The organism is Streptomyces sp. MAR4 CNX-425 (assembly GCF_048656465.1).
Taxonomy (GTDB): Bacteria; Actinomycetota; Actinomycetes; order Streptomycetales; family Streptomycetaceae; genus Streptomyces.
In genome coordinates this window covers 286,446-310,033 of record NZ_JBMDLF010000001.1, presented here as the reverse complement: position 1 = coordinate 310,033, position 23,588 = coordinate 286,446, and the positions used below count along the sequence as shown (strand labels likewise).

Below are 23,588 nucleotides of genomic sequence, written 5' to 3'. Positions count from 1 at the left end.
GGCGGCGCGGCGGCGGAGCGGCCCGCCGCCCCCGCGCCGGCCGGCGCGTGTCGCCATCCGGACCGGCTCGCCTCCCCGGCCGGGCGCCGGTTAGCGTGCGGGGTATGACCGACGCAGCGACCTCCACCACCCACCGCACCGGCGCCGCCGCCACCGGCCTGGCCACCGTCACCCCCGACGGCACCGTCCTCGACACCTGGTTCCCCGCCCCCGCGCTCGCCGACGACCCCGGCCCCGCCGGCACCGAGCGGCTGACCGCCGAGCGCGCGGCCGAACTGCTCGGGGAGCCCGCGCGGGCGGCGCTGGGCCCGGACCCGCGGCGCGGGGTGGAGGTCGTCGCGGTGCGCACGGTGATCTCCTCGCTGGCCGAGAAGCCGGCCGACGCCCACGACGCGTACCTGCGGCTCCACCTGCTCAGCCACCGGCTGGTCCGCCCGCACGGGCAGAGCCTCGACGGCATCTTCGGGCTGCTGGCGAACGTCGCCTGGACCTCCCACGGCCCGGTGTCCCCCAACCGGATCGAGGAGGCGCGGCTCGCGGTCCGCGCCGCCGGCCAGCACCTCCAGGTCACCCACCTCGACAAGTTCCCGCGGATGGTCGACTACGTCCTCCCGGCCGGCGTCCGCATCGGCGACGCCGACCGCGTCCGCCTCGGCGCGCACCTCGCCGCCGGCACCACCGTCATGCACGAGGGGTTCGTCAACTTCAACGCCGGCACCCTCGGCACCTCCATGGTCGAGGGCCGCATCTCCGCGGGCGTCGTCGTCGGCGACGGCTCGGACGTCGGCGGCGGCGCGTCGATCATGGGCACGCTCTCCGGCGGCGGCAAGGACGTCATCTCCCTCGGCGAGCGCTGCCTGCTGGGCGCCCAGGCGGGCGTCGGCATCTCGCTCGGCGACGACTGCGTCGTCGAGGCCGGGCTGTACGTCACCGCCGGCACGAAGGTCGCACTGCCGGACGGCGCCGTGGTCAAGGCCCGCGAGCTGTCCGGCGCGAGCAACCTGCTGTTCCTGCGCGACTCCACCACCGGCGCGGTCCAGGCCCGGCAGCGCTCCGGCTCGTGGGGCGGGCTGAACGCGGCGCTCCACGCCAACGACTGACGCGGCCCGGCACCGCGTACGAGCCCGCCGCGCACGGTGTTTCCGTGCGCGGCGGGCTTTTTTCGGATCCGGGGCCGTCCCGAGGCATAGCGGGGGTGTGCGGGAGGCGTCTACAGGGGCAGGGTGACCCGGGCGAGGGAGGACAAGGGGAATGGACGCGGCGAGCGAGGCCGGCTTCCACGAGTTCGTGGAGTCCAGGTCCGGCGTGCTGTTCAGGACCGCGCTGCTGCTGAGCGGCGGCGACCGCCCGGCGGCGGAGGACCTGCTGCAGAACGCGCTGATCAAGGCGGCGGGGCGCTGGCAGCGCATCGACGAGCCGGAGGCGTACGTCCGCCAGGTGCTGTACCGCCAGCAGATCAGCCGGTGGCGGCTGCGCTGGCGGTCCCGTGAGCAGGTCGTCGCCGAGCCGCCGGAACCTGGCAGGTCGGCGGCCGGCGGCGACCCCGCGCACGACGCGGAGCTGCGGATCGTCATGGCGCGGGCGCTGCGCCGGCTGACCACCCGGCAGCGCACGATGCTCGTGCTGCGCTACTACGAGGACCTGCCGGAGGCCGAGGTCGCCGCGCTCCTCGGCTGCTCGGTCGGCACCGTGCGCAGCACCACCCGGCGGTCGCTGGACAAGCTGCGCGCCATGTCCCCGGAGCTCGCCTCCCTCACCCTCGCCCCACCCGGCACCCTCGACCCCGACCCGCCCGGCACCCCCGGACCCGTACGCGAAGAGCAGCTGACGGAGGTAAAGCCGTGAGAGTCGAGGAACTGGTGCGCCGATCGCTGCACCACATGGCGGAGTCGGACGCGCACCCCGACCCCGGACTGGCCGGGCGGGCGCTGCGGACGCGGCGCCGGCGCCGGGCGAGAGGGCTCGCCGGCGGCGTGGCGGCCGTCGCCGCCGTCGTCGCCGTGGCCGTCGCCGTGCCGCTGGCCGTGCCCGGTTCCGGCGGGGGAGAGCCGGCCGCGAGCCCGCAGGACGACGTGATCGGGCGGCCGGGGGAGTCGCCGCCGCAGCAGCTCATCGCCGCCGGCGACCTGGCCCTGTCCGCGTACCACACCCGCAGGACCGAGGCCCTCCCCGGTGGCGACACCATCGAGGGGCGGAGCTGGCGCCTGTACGACCCGGACACCGGCCGGTACGAGGAGACCGACTGGGCCTGGGTCGACGTCGCCCCCGGCATGCGCACCGCGGCCGTCCTCGAAAGGGGCCTGCCCGTGGACCGCATCGGCCTGCTGGACCTGGCCAGCGGCGAGGTGGAGCGGTGGATCCCGCTCGACCGCGGCGGCGTGGCCTCGGTGGAGTTCTCGCCGGACGGTGAACGGCTCCTGGCCACCGCCTACTCGCACAACCCCGACCGCCGCTTCAAGGACGCCTCGTACTGGCTGAACGACGACAAGGTGCCCGGCGCCAAGCCCAGCCGCACCGGTTTCTACGTCGTCGACGTGGACTCCGGCGACGCCGCCTACGCGGCCCTGCCGCACCGCGGGGACCCCGATATGCCCGATGACCCGGAGGTCGGCCGCGAGGACCTGAGCTGGAGCAGCGACGGCGAACTGCTCTGGGAGCACTCCCCGTACGAGCCGGGGCGCCTCTACTACGACCTGTCCGGCACGAAGGCCGACCGGCCGGAGCGGGAGAAGTACGTCTCGTACCCGGAGGCCGGTCTGTCGCCGAACGGCCGGCTGGTCGGCGGCGAGTTCGCCGGCGAGGGCGACGAGATCTCCTCCGAGGTGCTCGACGCGAAGACGGGCGAGCGCGTCACGAAGGTGCCCGGGCAGCAGCTCCTCGCCTGGGCCGACGACGACCGGCTCATCGCCTGGGGCTGCGACCCCGGGGTCTGCCAGGAGAACGAGTTCAGGAACCGGCTCGTGGTCATCGGCCTCGACGGCGACACGGTGATCCCGCTGTCCGGCGCCCGCGCCGGCAACGGCGGCGACGCAGGCCGCTGGGTCCCGGAGTTCACGGAGCGCTGAGGGCGCGGGCCGCCTTCCCCGCCCGGCCGCCACGCATGCCCGCCACCCCATAAGGTGGCGGGCATGCGTGACTTCACCACCGGATTCGGCTACGTCGGCAAGGGGCTGCGCTGGGCCGCGGGGCACGGGAGGTCGTGGGCCCTCGGGCTGCTGCCCGCGCTCATCGCGCTCGTGCTCTACGCCGCCGCGCTCGCCGCCCTCGCGTACTGGGCCGGCGACCTCGCCGTGTGGGCCACGCCCTTCGCCGACGACTGGGACTCGCCCTGGCAGGGGCTGCTGCGCGGGGTCTTCGTCGCGCTGCTGCTGCTCGGCGGCATCGGGTTCGCGCTGCTGACGTTCACGGCGGTCGCGCTGCTGATCGGGGACCCGTTCTACGAGGCGCTGTCCGGCCGCGTCGAGGAGTCCGCCGGCCACTGCCCGCCGGGCTTGGACGAGCCGCTGCTGCCGGGGCTGTGGCGGTCGTTGAAGGAGAGCGTCCATGTGCTGTCGCGGGCGCTGATGTTCGGCGTGCCGCTGTTCTTCCTCGGGTTCGTGCCGTTCCTCGGGCAGACGGTCGTGCCCGCGCTCGGCTTCGCCGTCGCCGGATTCTTCCTCACCGTCGAGCTGACCTCGTTCGCGTTGCAGCGCCGGGGGATCGACGTGCGCGGGCGGCTGGCGCTGCTGCGGCGGCGCAAGATGCTCGCGCTCGGCTTCGGGGTGCCGTTGGTGCTGCTGTTCCTGGTGCCGCTGGCCGCGGTGGTGGTGATGCCGGGCGCGGTGGCGGGCGCGACGCTGCTCGCCCGCCACCTCGTCGGCGACGACGTGGCGGCCCCGGGGCCGGCGCCGGTCCCGGGCCCGCCGCCGGCGGGGCCGCCGGTCCCCGGCGGACCGCCCGCCGCCGGGCCGCCGCCCGCGTCCGGGCCGCCGCCCGTCAGGGCCTGAGCCGGGCGACCGAGGGGTCGTGGTCGCTTGCCTGGTCGGCGTACTCGGCGTTGAGGTGCACGATGTCGTAGTCGGCCCGGGCGGCGAGCGCCGGGCTGGTCAGGATGTGGTCGAGCACCTGGGAGTTGCCGTTGTAGACGTACCCGTAGCGCTCGTCGCGCGGCAGCCGGTTCACCAGGTCGACGAGCGCGCGGCCGGCCGTCAGCCGCTCCACCGCCGGGGAGAAGGGGAAGTCGTTGATGTCGCCGGCCACGACGACCCCCGCCTTCCGGTCGACGGCCAGCACGTCCCGGACGAACCCGTTCACCGCCGCGGCCTGCGCGATCCGCTGCTCCTCCGAGCCGCGCGCGGGCGGCTGGAAGCGGCTGTCGAGGCTCTGGTCGCCGCCCTTGGAGTTGAAGTGGGTGGCGACGACGAAGACCGGGCGCCCGCGGAAGGTGAACTCGCCGGCGAGCGGCTTGCGGCTGTCGTTCCACGCCGGGTCTCCCGGGGCGATCCGGCCCGGGGAGGCGGACAGCGCCGGGGTGCCGCCGACGTCCCCGACCTCGACGGGGGTCGTGGCGTCGCCGCCGGGGCGGTCGGTGAAGGACACCCGCCGCGGGTCGAAGAGGAACGCGACCCGGATGTTGCCGCCCGGCCGGCCGCCGTCGGCGTCGTCCACGGGGTCGATCTGGCGCCACTCGTACGCGGGCCCGCCGGCGGCGGCGATCGCGTCGGTGAGCTTGCGCAGGGTCGCGCCGGCGCCGGTGACGCCGTCGTCGGCCGGGCCGTTGTCGTCCTGCACCTCCTGGAGGGCGACGATGTCGGGGGAGGCGAGGCGGTCCACGAGGGCGCGGGCCAGCCGGTCGAACTTCGCGTCGCCGTCGCGGGCGGAGAGGTTCTCCACGTTGTACGTGGCCACCGACAGCTCCGCGGCGCGCTGCGGGCGGGTCGACTCGCGGCCCGGGCCGGTCTGCTCCCCGGTGCCGAGGGTGGTGGCCTGGAGCTCGTAGCCGCCGAACTGGTCGTAGTCCAGCGGGCCCGCGGTGACGCCGCCGAGGTGGTCGCCGACGTCGAGGACCGGGAACGGGCGCTCGGCGAACGGGATGAGGGAGGCGACCTTGAGCCGGCCGCCGTTCGGGTCGCGGTAGCCGGAGTACAGCACGCCGCCGCGGGCGGTGCGGTTGCGGGCGGGCTCGGCGGTCACCCACAGCTCGTGGTACTCGCTGGTCGGCCCGACGACCCGGGCGTCGCGCACCGCGACCCGCATGCCCTCCAGCGACTCGTAGCGGTCGAGCGCGTACGAGCCGGGGCGCAGCCGCAGCTCCTCGATGCCGCCGCCGTCCGCGTCGGGCGCGTACCGGCCGGGGACGGTGGCGCCGCGGAGCGCGAAGGGGCGGGGGAGCGGGTTGCCGGAGGAGACGACGGTCCAGGCGGCGTCGGTCAGCTCGGTGACGGACTGCAGCCCGGCGCCCTTGCCGCCCGGGTAGTACTCGGCGACGGAGCCGGAGACCTCGACCGCGTCGCCGGGCGCGACGTCGGGGGTCGTGGAGCCGGTGAAGACGAAGACGCCCTCGCTCGTGGCGGCGTCGGTGTCGGGCCGGGCGTCCTGCATCCAGAAGCCGCGGGCGGAGCCGAAGGCGCGGACGGCGGTGACGGTGCCGGGCACGCCGGTCACCTGCGCGCCGGCGAGCGGCGATATCCGGGTGCCGCCCTGGATGTCGCGTATGCGGGTCTGCGCGTCCTGGCCGGCCCCGGCCCCCGCCGCCCCGGCGGCGGGGGCGGCGAGCAGCGCGGCGGCGAGCGCGGCGGCGACGGCGTACGGGACGGGGCGGGCGCTGCGGTGCATGGGGTGTCCTCCGGGGACGGGGCGGGGAACCGAGCGGGTGCATGACAGGTTCGGGACGGGGCGAAGGGATGTGCGTCTACGCGCGTCAATGTCGTGCGCGCGTACGGGTGTTGTCAAGGAACGCGAAGTGAACACCGGGGTGCCGCCCGGGAGCGGCCGCCGCCGGAACGGCGCCGTCGGCTCCCCGGCCCGGTGGGGGCTACGCTTGGGCAGCGTCCGATTGATCCCCAGTCTTCGGAGTTGTCGATGACCGCTGACCGCACCGTCCTGCCGCCCGTCCAGCTGCCCGCCGAGGCGCAGCTGGCGCGGGAGGCACTGGCCGCGCCGCTCTTCGCGCGGGCCGTCCGGCTGGCCCGCTGGGCCCGGCCGGGGCTGCGGGTGGGCGCCGGCGGCGAGCTGCCCGACGCCGAGGTGCGCGCGGCCGCGGCGGAGCTGGGCCTGCCGGAGGGCGCCGGCGACGAGGGCGACGCGCGGGCCGTCGCCGGCGAGGCGTGGCGTATCGCCGTGGACATCGGCCTGGTCGACGTCACCACGCCGGAGGACGGCGACGACGCCCTCGGCACCGCGGCGCCGAGCGCCGACCTCGGGCTGGTCACCGGCGGCGCCCCGGGCGACGTGCTGGAGCTGTGGGCCGCCGCCTGCGAGTGCGTGCTGTCCGACGCGGCGCTGCCGGACATGAGCGCGCTGGTGGAGCAGATCACCGCCGGCGAGGAGCCGGACCTCGACCGGCTGGACTGGGACCCGGAGGCCGACGCGGACTTCCTCGACGGCGCGCTCGGCAACCTCTACCTGCTCACCGCCATGGAGGGCCCCGGCGCCGACGGCGCCGTCCCGCTGCCGGCGCTGGCCGCCTCCCTGGTCGTACCGGACGACATGGACGAGCCGACCGAGGAGGTGCTCGCGGAGGTCTCCGAGGCGGTGCTGCGGCTCGACGAGCAGTTCCGGATGCTGGAGCCGGTGGGCGCCGTGGCGTACCGCCCGGTGGCCGAGGAGATCCTCCTCGAAGCCGCCGGCGCCGCCCCGGACGACGACGCGGACGAGGGGGACGTCTCCCGCTACGGCGTCGTCCGCCTCACCCCCCTCGGCATCTACGCGCTGCGCCAGCGGATGCTGGCCGAGGGGCTGGCCGCCCCGCTGGTCGGCGAGCTGGCGGGCGAGGACGCCTACGTCCTCCTCGACGCCCTGCCCCGGCTGCCCGACTCCGTCGCGCAGACGGAGGCGGTGGCCTGGCTGGAGGACCGCAAGCCCGCCGAGGCGGCCACCGCCCTCCTCGACGCCGCCCGCGGCGCGGACGACCGCGCCCCGGCCCGCCGGCTCGCCTGCCAGCAGGCGCTGGCCGTCGCCGGCGCGGACGCGGAGCCGGCGGTGCGGGAGGTGCTCCACGATCGCGAACTCGGCGGTCTGGCCCGGGTCTGGCTCACCGAGCGCGGCGTCGCCGGGGTGCCGCAGCCCGACGAGGACATGGTCTTCTGGCTGGCCATCGACACGGTCGCCGCCCAGCTGGGCGGGCTGCGGGACGACACCCCGGAGCTGCGCGAGCTGGTGGAGCACCTGGTGGGCAGGCACCGCGGCTTCTTCGGCGCGGCCTGGCGCGTGGACCACCCGGCGACCCCGGAGGTGCTGGAGGCGATGGGCCGCCTCCACCCGGACCGCCAGATCGCCAAGGACGCCCGCAAGGCGGCCTTCAAGGCCCGCTCCCGGCCCACCGCGTAACGCGCCCGCGAGCGCCCGGCCCCGTACCGTACGCGGCCGGGCGCTCGCGTGCGCCCCCACGCGGCCTTTGTCCTATGCCGGGATGAAGTGGACTGGCGTTCCTGCCAAAGCTCTTTTCGGCCGGGGCGAAAGCGGTTACGGTCCTGACGGCGGCGCGCGCCCGTCCGCATCCGAGTCACCCGTCACTTCACGGGAGGACGCAACGTGCACAAGACCCGACCGAGACTCCGCACCGCACTCGCCGCCTTCGCGGGAGCCCTGCTCCTCGGCAGCGGCCTCGCCCCCGGCCTGACCGCCGCCGGCGCCGCGCACGAGCCGCCGGCCGCCCGGGACGACGGGCCCGTCGCCCCCGACCTGCAACAGGTGACCCTCGCCAAGGGCGTCGACCAGGTCGGGGAGCCGATGGCGCTCGCCGTGCTGCCCGACGGCGCCGTGCTGCACACCTCGCGCGACGGCACCCTCTGGCACACCGGCGCCGCGGGCGGCACCCGCGTCGCCGCCCGGCTGCCCGTCTACCCGCACGACGAGGACGGCCTCCAGGGCGTCGGCGTGGACCCGGACTTCGAGGACAACCGCGCCGTCTACCTCTACTACGCCCCCGTCATGGACACCCCGCACGGCATCGCGCCGAGCGACGGCCAGCCCGCCGACTTCGAGGCGTACGAGGGCGTCAACCGCCTCTCGCGCTTCACCCTGAACGAGGACGGCACCCTCGACCTCGGCAGCGAGAAGACCGTGCTCGAAGTCGGCACCGACCGCGGCCGGTGCTGCCACAACGGCGGCGACATCGCCTTCGACAGCGCCGGCAACCTGCTGCTGTCCACCGGCGACGACACCGACCCCTTCGCCTCCGACGGCTACACGCCCATCGACGAGCGCGAGACCCGCAACCCGTCCTTCGACGGGCAGCGCTCCGCCGGCAACACCAACGACCTGCGCGGCAAGATCCTGCGGATCAAGGTCGACCCGGCCGACGGCTCGTACACCGTCCCGGACGGCAACCTCTTCGCGCCCGGCACCGAGAAGACCAGGCCCGAGATCTACGCCATGGGCTTCCGCAACCCGTTCCGGATGAGCGTCGACCAGGCCACCGGCACCGTCTACGTCGGCGACTACGGCCCCGACTCCGGCGCGGCCGACCCGGCGCGCGGGCCCGGCGGCCAGGTCGAGTTCAACCGGATCACCGAAGCCGGGAACTTCGGCTGGCCGTACTGCCACGGCGAGAACGACGCCTACATCGACTACGACTTCGCCACCGGCACCTCCGGCGCGGCGTTCGACTGCGCCGCGCCCCGCAACGAGTCGCCGCGCAACACCGGCCTGACCGAACTGCCCCCGGCCCAGCCCGCCTGGATCGCCTACGACGGCGACTCCCTGCCCGAGTTCGGCAGCGGCTCGGAGTCCCCGATGGCCGGCCCGGTCTTCCGCCACAACCCGGACCTCGACTCCCGGCTCCAGCTCCCCGAGCGCTACGACGAGCTGTTCTTCGCCGGCGAGCACGGCCGCGAGTGGATCAAGACCGTCGCCGTGGGCGAGGACGGCGGGGTCGCCGGCATCGAGGACTTCTCGTCCGGCAGCAAGATCATGGACATGGAGTTCGGCCCGGACGGGGCGCTGTACTTCCTCGACTACGGCACCGGCTTCTTCAACGGCGACGCCAACTCCGCGCTGTACCGCATCCAGAACGCCGCCCAGGGCTTCGCCCCCGAACCCGCCGCCTCCTCCGACGCGACCAGCGGGCACGCGCCGCTGAAGGTCGCGTTCTCCTCGGCCGGGACCGCCGACCGGGACAGCGAATACCTCACCTACCGCTGGGACTTCGGCGACGGCAGGACCTCCGGCAAGCCGAACCCGAAGCACACCTACAGCAAGGACGGCGAGTACTCCGCCGTCCTCACCGTCACCGACCCGGACGGCAACACCGGCACCTCCGCCGTCCGCGTCGTCGTCGGCAACACCCCGCCGGAGGTGGAGCTGAAGCTGCCGGAGGACGGCACGGTCTTCGAGTACGGGGACGCCATCCCGTTCGAGGTCTCGGCCACCGACGCCGAGGACGGCGAGGCCGACTGCTCCCGGGTGCGCGTGGACTACGCGCTCGGGCACGACACCCACGGCCACCCGATGACCTTCGAGAAGGGCTGCACCGGCACCATCGAGATCTTCGCGGAGGACCGGCACGACGACCACGCCAACCTCTTCGGCCTCATCCGCGCCACCTACACCGACGGCGGCGGCGCCACCGCCGGCGTACCCGCGCTGAACACCAGCGCCGAGCACAAGCTTCAGCCCGCCCACCGGCAGGCCGAGCACTTCGACACCGCCGAGGGCGCCGCGGCCGCCGACGCGGACGGCGCCGAGGGCGGCCGGGCCGTCACCGGCGGGGGCGGCGAGTGGATCGCCTTCGAGCCGTACGTCCTGAGCGGCATCGCGCACCTGTCCGCCCGGGTCGACGCCGCCGGCGGCGCCGGCGGCGCGCTGGAGCTGCGCGCGGGCGCGCCCGACGGGCCGGTGCTCGCCACCGCCCCGGTGGGCGGGGCCGCCGGCTGGAGCGAGGTGAGCGCCGAGGTCACGGACGCGCCCGCCGGGACGACGTCGCTGTACCTGGTGCTCACCGGAGGGGAGTTCGCGCTGGACAGCTTCCACCTGGGCCGCGGCTGACGCCGCGCGCCACACCGCACCGCCACCGCACGGCCGCCGGCGCCCCGAGGGAGCGCCGGCGGGCCGCGGCGGCGGGGAAGGCACGCACGCGCCTCCGCCGCGCGCGGGAGACCCGCGCGGCGGGGCGGAGACGGCGGCGCCGGGCGCGGCACGTTCCCGCGCCCGGCCCACCCGGAGCCGGGTCCGCACCGGTCGGCTCCGGGCGCCTTCCGCGCCGCGGCACCCCGTCCCCCCACGGCCCCTCAGGCCATCACCCGTACGCCCGACGACACCACCCGAGGAGCCACACCATGCGTCGTACGAGCCTGCCGCTCGCCGGCACCGCCCTGGCCGCCGCCACCCTCGCCGGCGGACTGCTCGCCCCGACGGCGGCCGCCGCCGGGGAGTCCGCCGCCGGCGCCGCCGGCGACACGACCTGCGCCGCCCCCGACGCCCGCCCGACCGTCCGCTTCCTGGACGACGACAGCGGGGTGCCCAACCGCACCGCCGGGGGCGGCTGCACGGTCAACGACCTCATCGACGACGAGCGCGCCTGGAAGAGCCGGGGCGCGTTCGTGGCGCACACCGAGAGGGTGTCGCGCTCCCTGATGCGCGCCGACGTGGTCAGTCCGTGGGAGTACGCGCGGCTGATCGTGACCGCGGCGAAGTCCGGCATCGGCGGCAAGCACGGGCCCGCGCCGTACGACGTGATCTTCGACGGCAGCCGGGAGTCGTTCGACGACTGGGGCTACGTCGGCGGGCGCGGCTTCGAGCTGAACGACGACGGCTCGATGGCCACCGGGCCGGAGCCGGCCACCGGCGGGCTCGGCATGCTCTGGTACGAGGAGGAGAAGTTCGGCGACTTCTCGCTGCGGCTCCAGTTCCGCGACCTGCGGGCCGACGACAGCCGCTCCAACAGCGGCGTCCTCGTCCGCTTCCCGGGCGTCGACCCGGCGGCCCACCCCGAGTGCCGGACGAACGACCCGGCGTGGGTGGCCGTCAACTGCGGGCACGAGATCCAGATCAACGACTCGGCCGAGACCGCCGGCAACGACCCGCGCAAGACCGGTTCGGTCTACGGCTTCGCCGACCTGGACCTCGCCGCCGCCCGGCCGGCCGACAAGGGCGTGTGGAACGACCTGGAGATCCGGGTGGTCGGGCAGCACTACACGGTGATCCGCAACGGCGAGGTCATCAACGAGTTCGAGAACGAGCCCGGCCTGCCCTTCCCGGGCCGCCCGGACGACCCGGGCACCAGCGGCCGGCAGTTCGCCGAGGGCTACGTCGGCCTGCAGAACCACGACACGCAGTCGGTCGTGGAGTTCCGCAACATCCGGGTACGCGACCTGGCGTAGCCCGGGGCGCCCACGAAGGCGGCGGGCTTGACCATGCCCTTCACGGTGCGGGAGTCGACGTACTCGCCGAGGGCGGTCATCTCCCACTCGCCGCTGAACTGCTTGACGAACTTCGCCATCAGCACGCCGGTGCGCGGCTCGGAGTGGGTGAGGTCGAAGCGGACCATCTCCTCGCCGGTCTGGCCGTCGAGCAGGCGGCAGTACGCCTTGGCGACGTCGGTGAACTTCTGGCCGGAGAAGGAGTTCACCGTGAAGACCAGGCCGGTGACGTCCGGCGGCAGGCCGCCGAGGTGGACGGTGATGACCTCGTCGTCGCCCGAGCCCTCGCCGGTGAGGTTGTCGCCGGAGTGCTGGATGGCGCCGTTCAGGATCTGGAGCTTGCCGAAGAAGCAGTTGTCGATCTTGTTGCGCTGGGGGCCGTACGCGATGACGGAGGCGTCCAGGTCGATGGACTTGGCCCGGCGGCGGCCGCCGCCGAAGGCGGGCTCCCAGCCCAGGCCCATCTTCACCGTGGTCAGCAGCGGCTGGCCGCCCTTGACCAGGGAGACCGTCTGGTTCTTCTGGAGGTTGACGCGGCCCTTGTCGAGGTTGACCTTCCCGGGCTGCCCGCCCGCCGGCGGCGGGCCGGGCTGCTGCTGCGGGGCGGCGGCCGGCGGCGGGCCGAAGCCGCCGGCGGCGGGCGCGGCCGGGGCGGCGGGCGCCGGGGGAGCGGGGGGCGGGGCGCCGGGGGCGGAGCGGTTCGGGAGCGGTGCCGGGGCGGAGCCCGGCATGGGCGCGGCCGGCGGCTGCGGGGCGGCGGGCGCCGGCGGCGGCTGCGGGGCGGCCGGGGCCTGCGGGGCGGGCGGCGGCTGGGGAGCCGCCGGAGCCGGGGCGGCCGGCGGCGGCGCCGCGGCGGGCGCGGCCTGCGCGGGGGCTGCCTGTGCGGGGGCGGCCGGCTCGTCGACGCTGACGCCGAAGTCGGTGGCGATGCCGGCCAGCCCGTTCGCGTACCCCTGGCCCACGGCGCGCACCTTCCACGCGTCGCCGCGGCGGTAGACCTCCACCACGACCAGGGCCGTCTCGCTCGACAGCCGCGGCGGCGTGAACGTGGCGACGACCGCGCCGCTGGCCGCGTCCCGCACCGTCGCGGTCGGCTCGGTCCCCGCGAACGTCCCGCTGTCCAGGCTGGCGGTGACCACGACCTTGTCGATGTCCGCGGGCACGCCCGCGGTGTCCACCGTGATGGTGTCGGCGGTGCCGGCCGACTGGTGGCTCACCCCGGGACCCGAGGGCTGGTTGTAGAAGACGAAGTCGTCGTCGGAGCGCACCTTGCCGGCGGTGGTGAGCAGGAGGCCCGAGACGTCGAGCCGCACCGGCGCGGTGACGTCCACGGCCACCCGGGCGGCGCTGAGCGGTAGGTTCGAGCCAGGGGTCATCGCAGTCATGCCCCGGCTAACGAACGGCCCCGGTCCGCGGTTCCTCCCGGGTACGCCGGAAGAGGACCGTCCGTGAGCTGGTACGCCCCGCGCCCCCGGCGGCCGCGGCCGCCCCCGGCGGGCGCAGGGTCGCCGCCGCCACCCCGGCCGCCGCCACCGCCATTCCGGCCACCGCCGCGAGCCCGGGCGCCTCGCCGAACATCGCGTACGCCCACAGCGCCGTGACCGGCGGCGTCAGATACATCAGCGCGCTGGTCCGGGTGACGCCGCCGCGGCGCAGGCTCAGCCAGTAGAAGCCGTACCCGCCGGCCGTGGACAGCACCACCACCCACGCCACCGCCAGCCAGAACCCGGCCCCCGCGGGCGGCGCGCCCCGCCCGCCGGCCAGCGCGACCGCGCCGAAGAGCGCGGCGCTGACCAGCACGTGCACCGGCACCGCGTCCGCCGGCGGCAGCGGGGAGCGGGCCCGGCGCTCCAGGAAACTGGCGCCCAGGAGCGCGGCCATGCCGGCGAAGGGCAGCGCGTACGCCCACGGCGGGGCGGCGCCGCCGGCGCCGAGGTCGTCCCGTACGACCAGGGCCACCCCCGCGAGCCCGACCGCGAGCCCCGCCCACTGCCGCCGGGTCACCGTCTCGCCGAGCAGCGGCCCGGCGAGCGCGCCGGCCGCCAGCGGCTGGAGCGCGGCGATCAGCGCGGCGGTGCCGGCGGGGACGCCGAGGCCCACGGCCCAGACGATGGCGCCCAGGTAGCCGCCCTGCGACAGGGCGCCGATCGCGGCCTGCTCGGCCAGCGCCCGGCGCGGCAGCCGGCGCCGGCGCAGCAGCAGCCAGCCGGCGCCGAAGAGCGCCGCGGCGGCGAGGAACCGCCACATCAGCAGGGTGTCCGCCGCGGCCTCGCGGGTGCCCAGCTCGGCGCCGATGAAGCCGGAGCTCCAGAAGGCGACCAGCCCGGCTGACACGGCCGTCGCACCCATGCCGACCTCCTTGATTAAACCGATCTGTTTACTGCCGCTGGCCAGTGTACTAAACAGGTCGGTATACTCGCGGGCGGAGGTGGTCGGAGATGGCGACGCAGACGGCCGGAGCGGCGGCGCCGGCGACGCGGCTCACGCCCGCGGCGCGGAAGGTCCTGGACGCCGCGGAGGCGCTGTTCTACAGCCGCGGCATCACCGCCGTCGGCGTGGACCTCATCGCCCGCCGGGCGGGCGTGACCAAGAAGACGATCTACGACCGCTACGGCTCCAAGGACGCCCTCGTCGCCGCCTACCTGCGCCGGCGCGACGAGCGCTGGCGCACCTGGCTGCCCGCCGAGGTCGAGCGCACCGCCGCCGGCGGCAGCGCCTGCGACCGGATCCTGGCCACCTTCGACGCGCTCGGCACCTGGATGGGCGGGCAGTCCCCGCGTGGGTGCAGCTTCGTCAACGCCGCCGCCGAGCTGCCCGACCCCGGGCACGCGGGGCGCCAGGTCATCGCCGATCAGAAGCACTGGCTGCGCGGGTACCTGCGCGACCTGTGCGAGTGGGCCGGCGCCGCCGACCCCGGGCTGCTCGCCGACGAGCTGCTGCTGATCCACGAGGGCGCGACCGTGCTCTACGGGCTGTCGGCCGTGCCCGACCCCGTCACCGTCTCCCGGCGGCTCGCCGAGGCCGCGCTGCTGCGCGCCGGCTGCACCGCCTGACGTCACCCCAGGTCGGCGCCCGGCCGCGGCGCAGTCGCGGCAGCGGCGGGGCGCAAGCGCTTTCCCACCGCGCCCGCCGCCGCCCCGCCCGGCGTGGAAGTCGTCGCCGCGGCACCCCTTGACGAACTCCCGGCCCCGTCCTACCTTCGGCGCGTCGTACTTCGTACGTCATATATGAGACGCGATACCTGAGACACCTAAGGGCGGCCATGACCTTCGCTCCCGGCCCGATCCCCTCCCGCACGCAGTACGTGCGGGAAGCGATCAAACACGCCATCCTCACCGGCAAGCTCACCCCCGGGCAGCCGCTCGTCGAGGCCGACCTCGCCGCGCAGTTCGGGGTCTCCAAGACGCCGGTGCGCGAGGCGCTCAAGACCCTGGCCGGCTCCGGCCTGGTGGTGATGAGCCAGTACAAGGGCGTCACCGTGCGCACCGTGGACGCCACCATGGCCCGCGAGGTCTACGACGTCCGGCTCCTCCTCGAACCCGAGGCGCTGCGCCGCACCGTCGCGCTCCGCGCCTCGCTCCAGGCCGCCGCCGACGCCCTGGAGCTCGCCGAGGCCGCCCCCGACGCCGCCGAACGCAGCCTCGCCAACCGCGACTTCCACCGCGCCCTCTACCTGCCCTGCGGCAACCCGCTGCTCAGCCGCATGCTCGACGACCTCCGCGACCAGGCCGCGCTGGTCTCCACCGTCGCCTGGTCCGCCAACCCCTCCTGGGAGCGCGAGGCCGGGGAGCACCGCGAGATCCTCCGGCTCGCCGCCGCCGGCGACGCGGCGGCGGCCGGCGCGGCGCTCCACGACCACATCGCCTCCTTCCTCGCCCGGGCGTTCCCCGCGTGACCCCCGGCGACGGTCCGCACCACCGCCGCCCCCGCGGCGCCCCCGCCGACACCGACAGGAAGGCCGGCCCCATGGACCACCTCAGGCCCGCGCTCGCCGAGGCCGTCGCCGTCCCCGTCACGCCCTTCGACGCCGCCGGCGACGTCGACGAGGACACCTACCGCGCGCTGCTCCGCCGCCTCCTCGACGCCGGCGTGCGGACCCTCACCCCCAACGGCAACACCGGTGAGTACTACTCCCTCGGCCCCGCCGAGCGCCGCCGCGTCACCGAGCTGACCGTCGCCGAGGCCGGCGGCGAGGCCGTCGTCGTCGCCGGCGTCGGCCACGACCTGCCCACCGCCGTCGACGCCGCCCGGCACGCCCGCGACGCGGGCGCCGAGATGGTGATGGTGCACCAGCCGGTGCACCCGTACGTCTCGCAGAGCGGCTGGGTCGACTACCACCGGGCCGTCGCCGATGCCGTCCCCGGGCTCGGGGTCGTCCCGTACATCCGCAGCGACCGCCTCGACGGCGCCCGGCTGGCCCGGCTCGGCGAGCTGTGCCCCAACGTCGTCGGCGTCAAGTACTCCGTCCCCGACGCCGCCCGCTTCGCCGCCTTCGCGCGCGACGCCGGCGGGGAGCGGTTCGTCTGGGTCGCCGGGCTCGCCGAGCTGTACGCGCCCGCCTACTGGGCCTGCGGCGCCACCGGCTTCACCTCCGGCCTGGCCAACGTCGCGCCCGGGGTCTCGCTCGCCATGCTGGCGGCGCTGCGCGCCGCCGACTACCCCGCCGCCATGCGGGTCTGGGAGCAGATCCGCCCCTTCGAGGAGCTGCGCGCCGCCGACGCCTCCGCCGACAACGTCTCCGTCGTCAAGGAGGCCCTGGCCGCCCTCGGCCTCGCCCGCCGCGACGTGCGCCCGCCGGGCCGCCGGCTGCCGGAGCCGGTGCGGGAGCGGGTGGCGCGGCTCGTACGGGGGTGGGACATATGACCGGCGACGCCCCCGGCCGGGGGCGCGAGCTGCGCAGCCACCGCTGGTACGGGGACGGGGTCGCCGCCGGACTGCGCTCCTTCAGCCACCGCGCCCGCACCCGGCAGCTGGGCTACCTGCCGGAGGAGCACCTCGGCAAACCGGTCGTCGCGATCCTCAACACCTGGTCCGACATCAACCCCTGCCACGCCCACCTCCGCGAGCGCGCCCAGGCCGTCAAGCGCGGCGTGTGGCAGGCCGGCGGCTTCCCGCTGGAGTTCCCGGTCGCCACGCTCTCGGAGACCTTCCAGAAGCCCACGCCCATGCTCTACCGCAACCTCCTGGCGATGGAGACCGAGGAGCTGCTGCGCTCGTACCCCGTCGACGGCGCCGTGCTCATGGGCGGCTGCGACAAGACCACGCCCGCGCTGCTCATGGGCGCCGCCAGCGCCGGCCTGCCGGCCCTCTTCGTCCCGTCCGGGCCGATGCTGCCCGGCCGCTGGCGCGGCGAGGTCCTCGGCTCCGGCACCGACATGTGGAAGTACTGGGACGACCACCGCGCCGGGCTGATCGGCGACTGCGAACTGGCCGAGCTGGAGTGCGGGCTCGCCCGCTCGCCCGGCCACTGCATGACGATGGGCACCGCCTCCACCATGACCGCCGCCGCCGAGGCGCTCGGCATGACCCTGCCCGGCGCCTCGTCGATCCCCGCGGTCGACTCCGGGCACGAGCGGATGGCCGCCGCGGCCGGCGCGCGGATCGTCTCGATGGTGGCGGAGGACCTGACGCCCGCGCGGATCCTCACCCGCGAGGCGTACGAGGACGCCGCCGCCACCGTCCTCGCCCTCGGCGGCTCCACCAACGCCGTCATCCACCTCGTCGCCATGGCCGGCCGCTCCCGCGTCGCCCTGGCCCCCGCCGACTTCGACCGGATCGCGCGCACGGTGCCGGTGCTCGCCGACGTGCGCCCCGGCGGCCGGTTCCTGATGGAGGACTTCCACTTCGCCGGCGGGCTGCCCGCGCTGCTGTCCCGCCTGGCCGACGTGCTGCACCTCGACCGCCCCACCGCCGCCGGCACCCTGCGCGAGCAGCTCGCCGGGGCCCGGGTGCACGACCCGGAGGTGATACGCCCCCGCGACAACCCCGTCGCCGCCGAGGGCGGCGTGGCCGTGCTGCGCGGCAACCTCTGCCCGGACGGCGCCGTCGTCAAGCACGTCGCCGCCGAGCCCCGGCTGCTCGTGCACACCGGCCCCGCCGCCGTCTTCGACGACTACCGCGAGCTGCAGCGCACCATCGACGACCCCGCCCTCGCGCTCACCGCCGACCACGTGCTGGTGCTGCGCAACGCGGGCCCCCTGGGCGGCCCCGGCATGCCGGAGTACGGCATGCTGCCGATCCCCGCGTACCTGCTCAAGCAGGGCGTACGCGACATGGTGCGGATCTCCGACGCCCGGATGAGCGGCACCAGTTACGGCGCGTGCGTGCTGCACATCGCCCCCGAGGCGTACGTCGGCGGGCCGCTGGCCCTCGTCGAGAACGGCGACCCCGTCACCCTCGACGTCCCCGCGCGCACCCTGCGGCTGGAGGTCGGCGACGCGGAGCTGGCCCGCCGCCGCGCCGCCTGGACCCCGCCGCCCCCGCGCTACGGGCGCGGCTACGGCGCCCTGTACGCCGACCAGATCACGCAGGCCGACACCGGCTGCGACTTCGCCTTCCTGGCCCGTACGGGCCGGGTGCCCGAGCCCTACGCGGGCTGACCCCCGAGCCGCCCCCGCCCGACCCCGCTCCACCTGTCCGACCCACCGAACGACGTTCGCGAAGCGCTTCGACGGCATCGATAGGAGCAGACATGGCCCAAGCCGTGGCCCGGCCGCCCGGAACGGCCCGGCGGCGCGCGGAGACCCGCAGCGGGGGAAGCCGGCGCGGCGGCAGCCGGCGCGGTGGGCCCCGGCACCTTCCGTATCTGCTGATCGCCCCCGCCGGGCTGCTGATGCTGGGCTTCATCGCGTACCCGATGCTCAGCGTCTTCTACTACAGCCTGCGGCACTACAACGTCACCAAGCCCTGGCGGAACGGCTTCGCCGGCCTGGACAACTTCACCACCCTGCTCACCGACGACCCGCTGTTCTGGGACTCCCTGGCCTTCAGCGCCAAGTGGGTCGTCGTCGAGGTCGGGCTGCAACTCGCGTTCGGCCTCGCCCTCGCCCTGATCGTCAACCAGACCTTCCTGGGCCGGGCGTTCGCCCGGGCGCTGGTGTTCTCCCCGTGGGCCGTCTCCGGCGTGCTCACCACCACGATCTGGATGCTGCTCTACAACCCCGCCACCGGCGTCAGCCGCTACCTCGCCGACGCCGGCATCGGCGAGTACGGCACATCCGTCCTCTCCGACACCGGCACCGTCTTCTGGGCCGCCGTCCTCGCCGAACTCTGGCGCGGCGTGCCCTTCTTCGCCATCCTCATCCTCGCCGACCTCCAGTCCGTCCCGAAGGACCTGTACGAGGCCGCCGCGGTCGACGGCGCCGGCCGGCTCCGGCAGTTCGTCCACATCACGCTGCCGCACCTGCGGGACGCGATCGTCCTGTCGACGCTGCTGCGCGCGGTCTGGGAGTTCAACAACGTCGACCTCCTCTACACCCTCACCGGCGGCGGCCCCGCGGGCGAGACGACCACCCTGCCGCTCTACGTCGCCAACACCGGCATCCACGGCCACGACTTCGGCTACGCCGCGGCCCTGACCACCGTCGCGTTCGTGATCCTCCTCTTCTGCTCGATCCTCTACCTGCGCCTGAGCAAGTTCGGAGGCGACGACCGATGAACACCGTGCCGCGCTGGCAGATCTGGCTCCCGCTCGGGTTCTACCTGCTGTTCACGCTCGTCCCGTTCTACTGGATGCTGCTCTTCGCGCTGCGCCCCGCCGGGTCCACCTCGCTGGTGCCGTGGCCGATGACGGGCGAGCACTTCGAGAAGGTGTGGACGGAGCGCAGCTTCGCCACCTTCTTCCAGAACAGCATGTACGTCGGCCTCGCCACGCTGGTGATGACCACCGGCGTCGCGCTCGCCGGCGGCTACGCGCTGGCCCGCTTCGACTTCCGCATCAAGAAGGTCTTCCTGCTCGGGCTGCTGTGCTCGCAGTTCATCCCCGGCGCGCTGATGCTCGTCCCGCTCTTCGAGATCTTCCGCAACCTCCAGATGATCAACTCGCTGGGCAGCGTCGTCGTCGCCGAGACGGTCTTCCAGCTCCCGCTGTCGCTGATCCTCCTCAGCACGTTCGTCAAGAACGTCCCGTACGCGCTGGAGGAGGCCGCCTGGGTCGACGGCTGCGGGCGCTTCCGGGCGTTCTGCGCGGTGGTGCTGCCGCTGCTGCGGCCCGGGCTGATCGCCGTCGGCTCCTTCGCCTTCGTGCACAGCTGGAACCACTTCCTCTTCGCGCTGATGTTCCTCAGCGAGCAGGACAAGCAGACGATCCCCGTCGGCCTCAACACGCTCATCGGCGCCGACAGCGTCGACCTGGGCGCGCTGGCGGCGGGCGGGGTGATCGCGGCGGTGCCGGTGGTGATCGTGTTCGCGTTCATCCAGCGGTGGCTGATCACCGGCTTCAGCGCGGGGGCGGTGAAGGGATGATCCTCCGCAACGGTTCCCGTACCCCCGTGCGCGTCGTGCTGGCCGGGGCCCGCGGCCACGGCCGCCGGCACCTGGAGAACATCCGCAGGCTGGAGCGCGCGGGCCTGGTCGAGCTGGCCGGCGTCTGCGAGACCCGGCCGCTGGCCGCCGCGGAGTTCGCTGGCGCCCCCGTCGCCCAGGACGCCGACTTCGCCGCGCTGCTGGGGCGTACCGGCGCGGCGCTGGCCGTCGTCTCCACCCCGATCCCCACCCACACCGACTTCGCCGTCGCCGCCGCCGGGCACGGCGTGCACCTGCTGCTGGAGAAGCCGCCCGCGCCGTCGTTCGCGCTGTACGAGCGCATCGAGGCCGCCTGCCGCTCCGCCGGCGTCGCCTGCCAGATCGGCTTCCAGTCGCTCGGCTCGCACGCCCTGCCCGCCGTCCGCGCGCTCGTCGCCGAGGGGGCCGTCGGCGCGGTACGGGGCATCGGCGCCGCCGGCGCGTGGGTGCGCGACGAGGCGTACTTCCGCCGCGCGCACTGGACCGGCCGGCGCCGCCTCGACGGCGCCGACGTCGGCGACGGCGTCCTCACCAACCCGCTCGCGCACACCGTCGCCACCGCGCTCGCCCTCGACGGCACGGCCCGGGCCCGGGACGTCACCGGCATCGACCTGGAGCTGTACCGCGCCTACGACATCGAGGCCGACGACACCTCCGCCGTCCGGCTGACCACCGCCCGCGGCACCGAGATCGTCGCCGCCGTCACGCTCTGCGCCGAGCGCGCGGCCGAGCCGTACGTGATGGTGCACGGCACCCGCGGCCGGATCACGTTCTGGTACAAGGAGGACCGCGTCCTGCTCCAGCGCGCCGGGCACGGCCCGGAGGAGATCACCTACCCCAGGACCGACCTCCTCGGCAATCTCCTCGACCACCTCCGCGACGGCACGCCGCTGCTCGCGCCCGTCGCCGCCGCCGGCGCGTTCATGCGGGTGGCCGAGGCCGTACGCACCGCCCCCGCCCCCGTGCCGCTGCCCGCCGCCGCCTGGCGCGAGGTGCCCGCCGCCGGGCCGGCCGGCGCGCGCCGCGTCGTGCCCGGCGTCGACGCGCTCGTCGCCGCCGGCGCGGAGCGGCTGGCCCTCTACTCCGAACTCGGCGCCCCCTGGGCCGCCGGCAGCGAGGTGAGCCCCGCATGACGATCCCCTCCCGCGACCGGCAGCCCGGCCGCACCCCCGCCGACGCCGCCACCCTGCTGTGCTGCGGCGGCCGCCGCGTCGGCCGCTACGTCCACCGCCCGCACCTCGACCACCGGCTGGCCCCGCGCCCGTACCTCCACCCGCTCACCACCCTGGCCGGCCTGCCGGTCACCGAGCTGATGCCCGCCGACCACCCGCACCACCTCGGCGTCAGCATCGCCGTCCCGGACGTCGCGGGCGGCAACTTCTGGGGCGGGCGCACCTTCGTCCGCGGCCAGGGCCCCGTCGAGCTGGACAACCACGGCGAACAGCGGCACGCCGGCTGGCTGCTGCGCGACCCGGACGGCTTCGTCGAGGAGCTGAGCTGGTACGCGGCCGGGGCCGAGGTGCTGCGCGAGCGCCGGGCCGTCGCCGTCGCCCCGGCGGGCGACGCGGCGTGGGCGCTGGGCGTGTCGTTCGCGCTGACCAACGTCTCCGGCGCGCCGCTGTCGTTCGCCAGCCCCGCCGTCAACGGCCGCCCCGGCGCCGGCTACGGCGGCTACTTCTGGCGCGCGCCGCGCGCGGACCGCCCGCCGCGGGTGTTCACCGCGGCGGCCGAGGGCGAGGCGGCGGTGCACGGGCGCACCGCGGGCTGGCTGGCGCTGGCGGCGGACGACTGGACGCTGGTCTTCGCCGGCGCCACCGACGCCACGCGCCGCGACCCCTGGTTCGTACGCGTCCGGGACTACCCCGGCGTCGGCTCCGCGCTGGCCTGGTCCGAGCGGGTGCCGCTGGCGCCGGGGGCGACGCTGACGCGGCGGGTCGTCACGGCGGTGGCCGACGGCCGGCTGGACCGCGCCGCCGCGGCGGCGCTGGCCCGCAGGGCGGTGGCCTGAGGGCCCGTGCGCCCCCGCCCGTGCGCCCCCGCCCGTGCGCCGCCGCCCCCCCCACCGACCCCGTACATCCTCCACCGGAAAGAGCCGACACATGACCATGACCACACCACTCAGAGCGGCCGCCGCCGTGTGCCTGGCGACCGCGCTCACCCTCACCGCGTCCGCCTGCGGCGACGACGGCACCGCCGGCGGCGGCAGCGAGGGGGAGGGCACCGGCTCGATCACCTTCTGGGACAACAACGGCGGCGTGCGCACGCCGGTGTGGAAGGAGATCATCGCGGACTTCGAGAAGGCGCACCCGGACATCGACGTCGAGTACGTGCCGATCCCGATCAACGACGTGCAGTCCAAGTACGACACCGCCATCGCGGGCGGCGGCCTGCCCGACGTCGGCGGCGTCGCCACCTCGTACCTCGCCAACATCGTCGCGCAGGACGCGCTGGAGCCCGTCGGCGACCGGATCGCGGCCGGAGCGCTGAACGGCGTGCTGGCCGAGAGCATGACCGAGAGCGTCCAGGCCGCGGGCGGGCGCGGCGACAAGATGTACTCCGTGCCGACCTCCGCCAACAACGGCACGCTGTGGTACCGCACCGACCTGTTCGCCGAGGCCGGGCTCGACGCCCCGACCACCTGGGACGCCTTCTACGAGGCCGCGGAGAAGCTGACCGACCGCGAGAACAACGCCTTCGGCTACACCATCCGCGGCGGCGAGGGCTCCATCGCCCAGGCGCTCGACGTGATGTACGGGCAGTCCGGCATCACCGAGTTCTGGGAGGGCGGCGAGACCACGGTCAACGCGCCGGAGAACGTCGCGGCGCTGGAGAAGTACACCGGGCTGTACAAGAGGGTCACGCCCGAGGCGGACGTGAACAACGACTTCGTGAAGATGGTCGCGCAGTTCGACAACGGCGACATCGGGATGCTCAGCCACAACCTCGGCTCCTACCAGGACCATCTGAAGGCGCTGGGCGACGACTTCGCCGGGCTGCCGCAGCCGACCGGGCCGGGCGGGAAGCGGGTGCAGGTCTCCAACCCGGTGGACGGCCTGGGGCTGTTCAGGTCGAGCGACAACAAGGCCGCCGCGTGGAAGTTCATCGAGTTCGCCGCCGGCCACGAGGCGAACAGCACGTGGAACGAGTCGGCGGCGCAGATCCCCGCCAACACCGAGGCCGCCCAGGACGCGTGGGTCAAGGAGTCGGCGCGCGAGAACGGCGCCTTCGCGTCGCTGACGGACGGCAGCACCACCCTCGTGCAGCTGCCGTACTACCTGCCCGACTGGAACAGCATCAGCAAGACGGACAACGAGCCCGCCTTCCAGAAGGTGCTCCTCGGCGAGATGAGCGCGAAGGACTTCCTCGACCAGCTGGCGGAGCAGCTGAACGAGGCCCGCGCGGAGTGGCAGGAGCAGCAGCAGTAGCGCACCGCCCGGTCCCTTTCGAACCGGGCCGGCGGCGGCCCGCGTACAGGTCGCGTCGCGCACCGCCGCCGGCCCTTCCCATGCCCGCACCAGCTCAGAGAAG

General features: G+C 75.2%; 19 protein-coding genes. 16 read left to right on the top strand and 3 right to left on the bottom strand.

Annotation, left to right across the window (positions count from 1 at the left end):
• Window positions 1-104: 104 nt before the first annotated feature.
• The 4 genes from dapD to ACHZ99_RS01335 all read left to right on the top strand — a co-directional run bounded on the left by dapD (window position 105) and on the right by ACHZ99_RS01335 (window position 3,986).
• On the top strand, window positions 105-1,100 hold the full coding sequence (dapD, locus tag ACHZ99_RS01350) for a 2,3,4,5-tetrahydropyridine-2,6-dicarboxylate N-succinyltransferase (RefSeq protein ID WP_420302419.1): 996 nt from the start codon (window positions 105-107) through the stop codon (window positions 1,098-1,100).
• 151 nt (window positions 1,101-1,251) lie between these two features.
• Window positions 1,252-1,845 (top strand): SigE family RNA polymerase sigma factor, encoded by a 594-nt coding sequence (locus ACHZ99_RS01345; RefSeq protein ID WP_420302418.1) that lies wholly within the window; start codon window positions 1,252-1,254, stop codon window positions 1,843-1,845.
• Entirely contained in the window at window positions 1,842-3,065 is a 1,224-nt protein-coding gene (locus tag ACHZ99_RS01340) for a hypothetical protein (RefSeq protein ID WP_420302417.1), read from the top strand. The genes ACHZ99_RS01345 and ACHZ99_RS01340 overlap by 4 nt, the downstream gene beginning before the upstream one ends.
• Before the next feature lie 63 nt (window positions 3,066-3,128).
• A complete protein-coding gene (locus ACHZ99_RS01335; RefSeq protein ID WP_420302416.1) occupies window positions 3,129-3,986 on the top strand; it encodes an EI24 domain-containing protein in 858 nt (285 codons plus the stop codon).
• Here ACHZ99_RS01335 and ACHZ99_RS01330 read toward each other — a convergent pair.
• Window positions 3,976-5,814, bottom strand: a complete 1,839-nt coding sequence (locus tag ACHZ99_RS01330) for an endonuclease/exonuclease/phosphatase family protein (RefSeq protein WP_420302415.1) — start codon at window positions 5,812-5,814, stop codon at window positions 3,976-3,978. The genes ACHZ99_RS01335 and ACHZ99_RS01330 overlap by 11 nt on opposite strands.
• A gap of 246 nt (window positions 5,815-6,060) precedes the next feature.
• Here ACHZ99_RS01330 and ACHZ99_RS01325 point away from each other — a divergent pair, with 246 nt between their 5' ends.
• From ACHZ99_RS01325 to ACHZ99_RS01315, 3 genes are all read left to right on the top strand, one after another.
• Entirely contained in the window at window positions 6,061-7,527 is a 1,467-nt protein-coding gene (locus ACHZ99_RS01325; protein WP_420302414.1) for a hypothetical protein, read from the top strand.
• 204 nt (window positions 7,528-7,731) lie between these two features.
• Window positions 7,732-10,185, top strand: coding sequence for a PQQ-dependent sugar dehydrogenase (locus ACHZ99_RS01320; RefSeq protein ID WP_420302413.1), 2,454 nt, complete (start codon window positions 7,732-7,734; stop codon window positions 10,183-10,185).
• Window positions 10,186-10,475: 290 nt separating this feature from the next.
• A complete protein-coding gene (locus tag ACHZ99_RS01315) occupies window positions 10,476-11,519 on the top strand; it encodes a 3-keto-disaccharide hydrolase (RefSeq protein WP_420302412.1) in 1,044 nt (347 codons plus the stop codon).
• Here the strand turns inward: ACHZ99_RS01315 and ACHZ99_RS01310 are convergent.
• Together ACHZ99_RS01310 and ACHZ99_RS01305 are read right to left on the bottom strand one after the other, a co-directional pair.
• The gene (locus tag ACHZ99_RS01310) at window positions 11,444-12,934 is read right to left on the bottom strand and encodes a TerD family protein (RefSeq protein WP_420302411.1); all 1,491 of its coding nucleotides are present in this window, start codon (window positions 12,932-12,934) and stop codon (window positions 11,444-11,446) included. The genes ACHZ99_RS01315 and ACHZ99_RS01310 overlap by 76 nt on opposite strands.
• Before the next feature lie 16 nt (window positions 12,935-12,950).
• Entirely contained in the window at window positions 12,951-13,907 is a 957-nt protein-coding gene (locus tag ACHZ99_RS01305) for a DMT family transporter (protein WP_420302410.1), read from the bottom strand.
• Window positions 13,908-13,996: 89 nt separating this feature from the next.
• Between ACHZ99_RS01305 and ACHZ99_RS01300 the strand changes: the two genes are divergently transcribed.
• From ACHZ99_RS01300 to ACHZ99_RS01260, 9 genes are all read left to right on the top strand, one after another.
• On the top strand, window positions 13,997-14,611 hold the full coding sequence (locus ACHZ99_RS01300; RefSeq protein WP_420302409.1) for a TetR/AcrR family transcriptional regulator: 615 nt from the start codon (window positions 13,997-13,999) through the stop codon (window positions 14,609-14,611).
• A gap of 209 nt (window positions 14,612-14,820) precedes the next feature.
• A complete protein-coding gene (locus ACHZ99_RS01295) occupies window positions 14,821-15,453 on the top strand; it encodes a GntR family transcriptional regulator (RefSeq protein WP_420302408.1) in 633 nt (210 codons plus the stop codon).
• 71 nt (window positions 15,454-15,524) lie between these two features.
• Entirely contained in the window at window positions 15,525-16,421 is an 897-nt protein-coding gene (locus tag ACHZ99_RS01290) for a dihydrodipicolinate synthase family protein (RefSeq protein ID WP_420302407.1), read from the top strand.
• Complete coding sequence (gene araD, locus ACHZ99_RS01285; RefSeq protein ID WP_420302406.1) at window positions 16,418-18,157, top strand: L-arabinonate dehydratase; 1,740 nt, start codon at window positions 16,418-16,420, stop codon at window positions 18,155-18,157. Before ACHZ99_RS01290 ends, araD begins: the two co-directional genes overlap by 4 nt.
• A gap of 92 nt (window positions 18,158-18,249) precedes the next feature.
• Window positions 18,250-19,215 (top strand): carbohydrate ABC transporter permease, encoded by a 966-nt coding sequence (locus ACHZ99_RS01280; RefSeq protein WP_420302405.1) that lies wholly within the window; start codon window positions 18,250-18,252, stop codon window positions 19,213-19,215.
• Window positions 19,164-20,021, top strand: coding sequence for a carbohydrate ABC transporter permease (locus tag ACHZ99_RS01275; RefSeq protein WP_420303168.1), 858 nt, complete (start codon window positions 19,164-19,166; stop codon window positions 20,019-20,021). The genes ACHZ99_RS01280 and ACHZ99_RS01275 overlap by 52 nt, the downstream gene beginning before the upstream one ends.
• Complete coding sequence (locus ACHZ99_RS01270) at window positions 20,018-21,193, top strand: Gfo/Idh/MocA family protein (protein ID WP_420302404.1); 1,176 nt, start codon at window positions 20,018-20,020, stop codon at window positions 21,191-21,193. The genes ACHZ99_RS01275 and ACHZ99_RS01270 overlap by 4 nt, the downstream gene beginning before the upstream one ends.
• Entirely contained in the window at window positions 21,190-22,068 is an 879-nt protein-coding gene (locus ACHZ99_RS01265) for a PmoA family protein (RefSeq protein WP_420302403.1), read from the top strand. The genes ACHZ99_RS01270 and ACHZ99_RS01265 overlap by 4 nt, the downstream gene beginning before the upstream one ends.
• A 91-nt stretch (window positions 22,069-22,159) precedes the next feature.
• Complete coding sequence (locus ACHZ99_RS01260) at window positions 22,160-23,485, top strand: ABC transporter substrate-binding protein (RefSeq protein WP_420302402.1); 1,326 nt, start codon at window positions 22,160-22,162, stop codon at window positions 23,483-23,485.
• Window positions 23,486-23,588 lie beyond the last annotated feature (103 nt).

Excerpts from the sequence above, each read along its gene's own strand:
- dapD (WP_420302419.1), top strand. The coding sequence starts at position 105 with ATGACCGACGCAGCGACCTCCACCACCCACCGCACCGGCGCCGCCGCC.
- ACHZ99_RS01345 (WP_420302418.1), top strand. The coding sequence starts at position 1,252 with ATGGACGCGGCGAGCGAGGCCGGCTTCCACGAGTTCGTGGAGTCCAGG.
- ACHZ99_RS01335 (WP_420302416.1), top strand. The coding sequence starts at position 3,129 with ATGCGTGACTTCACCACCGGATTCGGCTACGTCGGCAAGGGGCTGCGC.
- ACHZ99_RS01330 (WP_420302415.1), bottom strand. The coding sequence starts at position 5,814 with ATGCACCGCAGCGCCCGCCCCGTCCCGTACGCCGTCGCCGCCGCGCTC.
- ACHZ99_RS01325 (WP_420302414.1), top strand. The coding sequence starts at position 6,061 with ATGACCGCTGACCGCACCGTCCTGCCGCCCGTCCAGCTGCCCGCCGAG.
- ACHZ99_RS01315 (WP_420302412.1), top strand. The coding sequence starts at position 10,476 with ATGCGTCGTACGAGCCTGCCGCTCGCCGGCACCGCCCTGGCCGCCGCC.
- ACHZ99_RS01310 (WP_420302411.1), bottom strand. The coding sequence starts at position 12,934 with ATGACCCCTGGCTCGAACCTACCGCTCAGCGCCGCCCGGGTGGCCGTG.
- ACHZ99_RS01305 (WP_420302410.1), bottom strand. The coding sequence starts at position 13,907 with ATGGGTGCGACGGCCGTGTCAGCCGGGCTGGTCGCCTTCTGGAGCTCC.
- ACHZ99_RS01300 (WP_420302409.1), top strand. The coding sequence starts at position 13,997 with ATGGCGACGCAGACGGCCGGAGCGGCGGCGCCGGCGACGCGGCTCACG.
- ACHZ99_RS01295 (WP_420302408.1), top strand. The coding sequence starts at position 14,821 with ATGACCTTCGCTCCCGGCCCGATCCCCTCCCGCACGCAGTACGTGCGG.
- ACHZ99_RS01290 (WP_420302407.1), top strand. The coding sequence starts at position 15,525 with ATGGACCACCTCAGGCCCGCGCTCGCCGAGGCCGTCGCCGTCCCCGTC.
- araD (WP_420302406.1), top strand. The coding sequence starts at position 16,418 with ATGACCGGCGACGCCCCCGGCCGGGGGCGCGAGCTGCGCAGCCACCGC.
- ACHZ99_RS01280 (WP_420302405.1), top strand. The coding sequence starts at position 18,250 with ATGGCCCAAGCCGTGGCCCGGCCGCCCGGAACGGCCCGGCGGCGCGCG.
- ACHZ99_RS01270 (WP_420302404.1), top strand. The coding sequence starts at position 20,018 with ATGATCCTCCGCAACGGTTCCCGTACCCCCGTGCGCGTCGTGCTGGCC.
- ACHZ99_RS01265 (WP_420302403.1), top strand. The coding sequence starts at position 21,190 with ATGACGATCCCCTCCCGCGACCGGCAGCCCGGCCGCACCCCCGCCGAC.
- ACHZ99_RS01260 (WP_420302402.1), top strand. The coding sequence starts at position 22,160 with ATGACCATGACCACACCACTCAGAGCGGCCGCCGCCGTGTGCCTGGCG.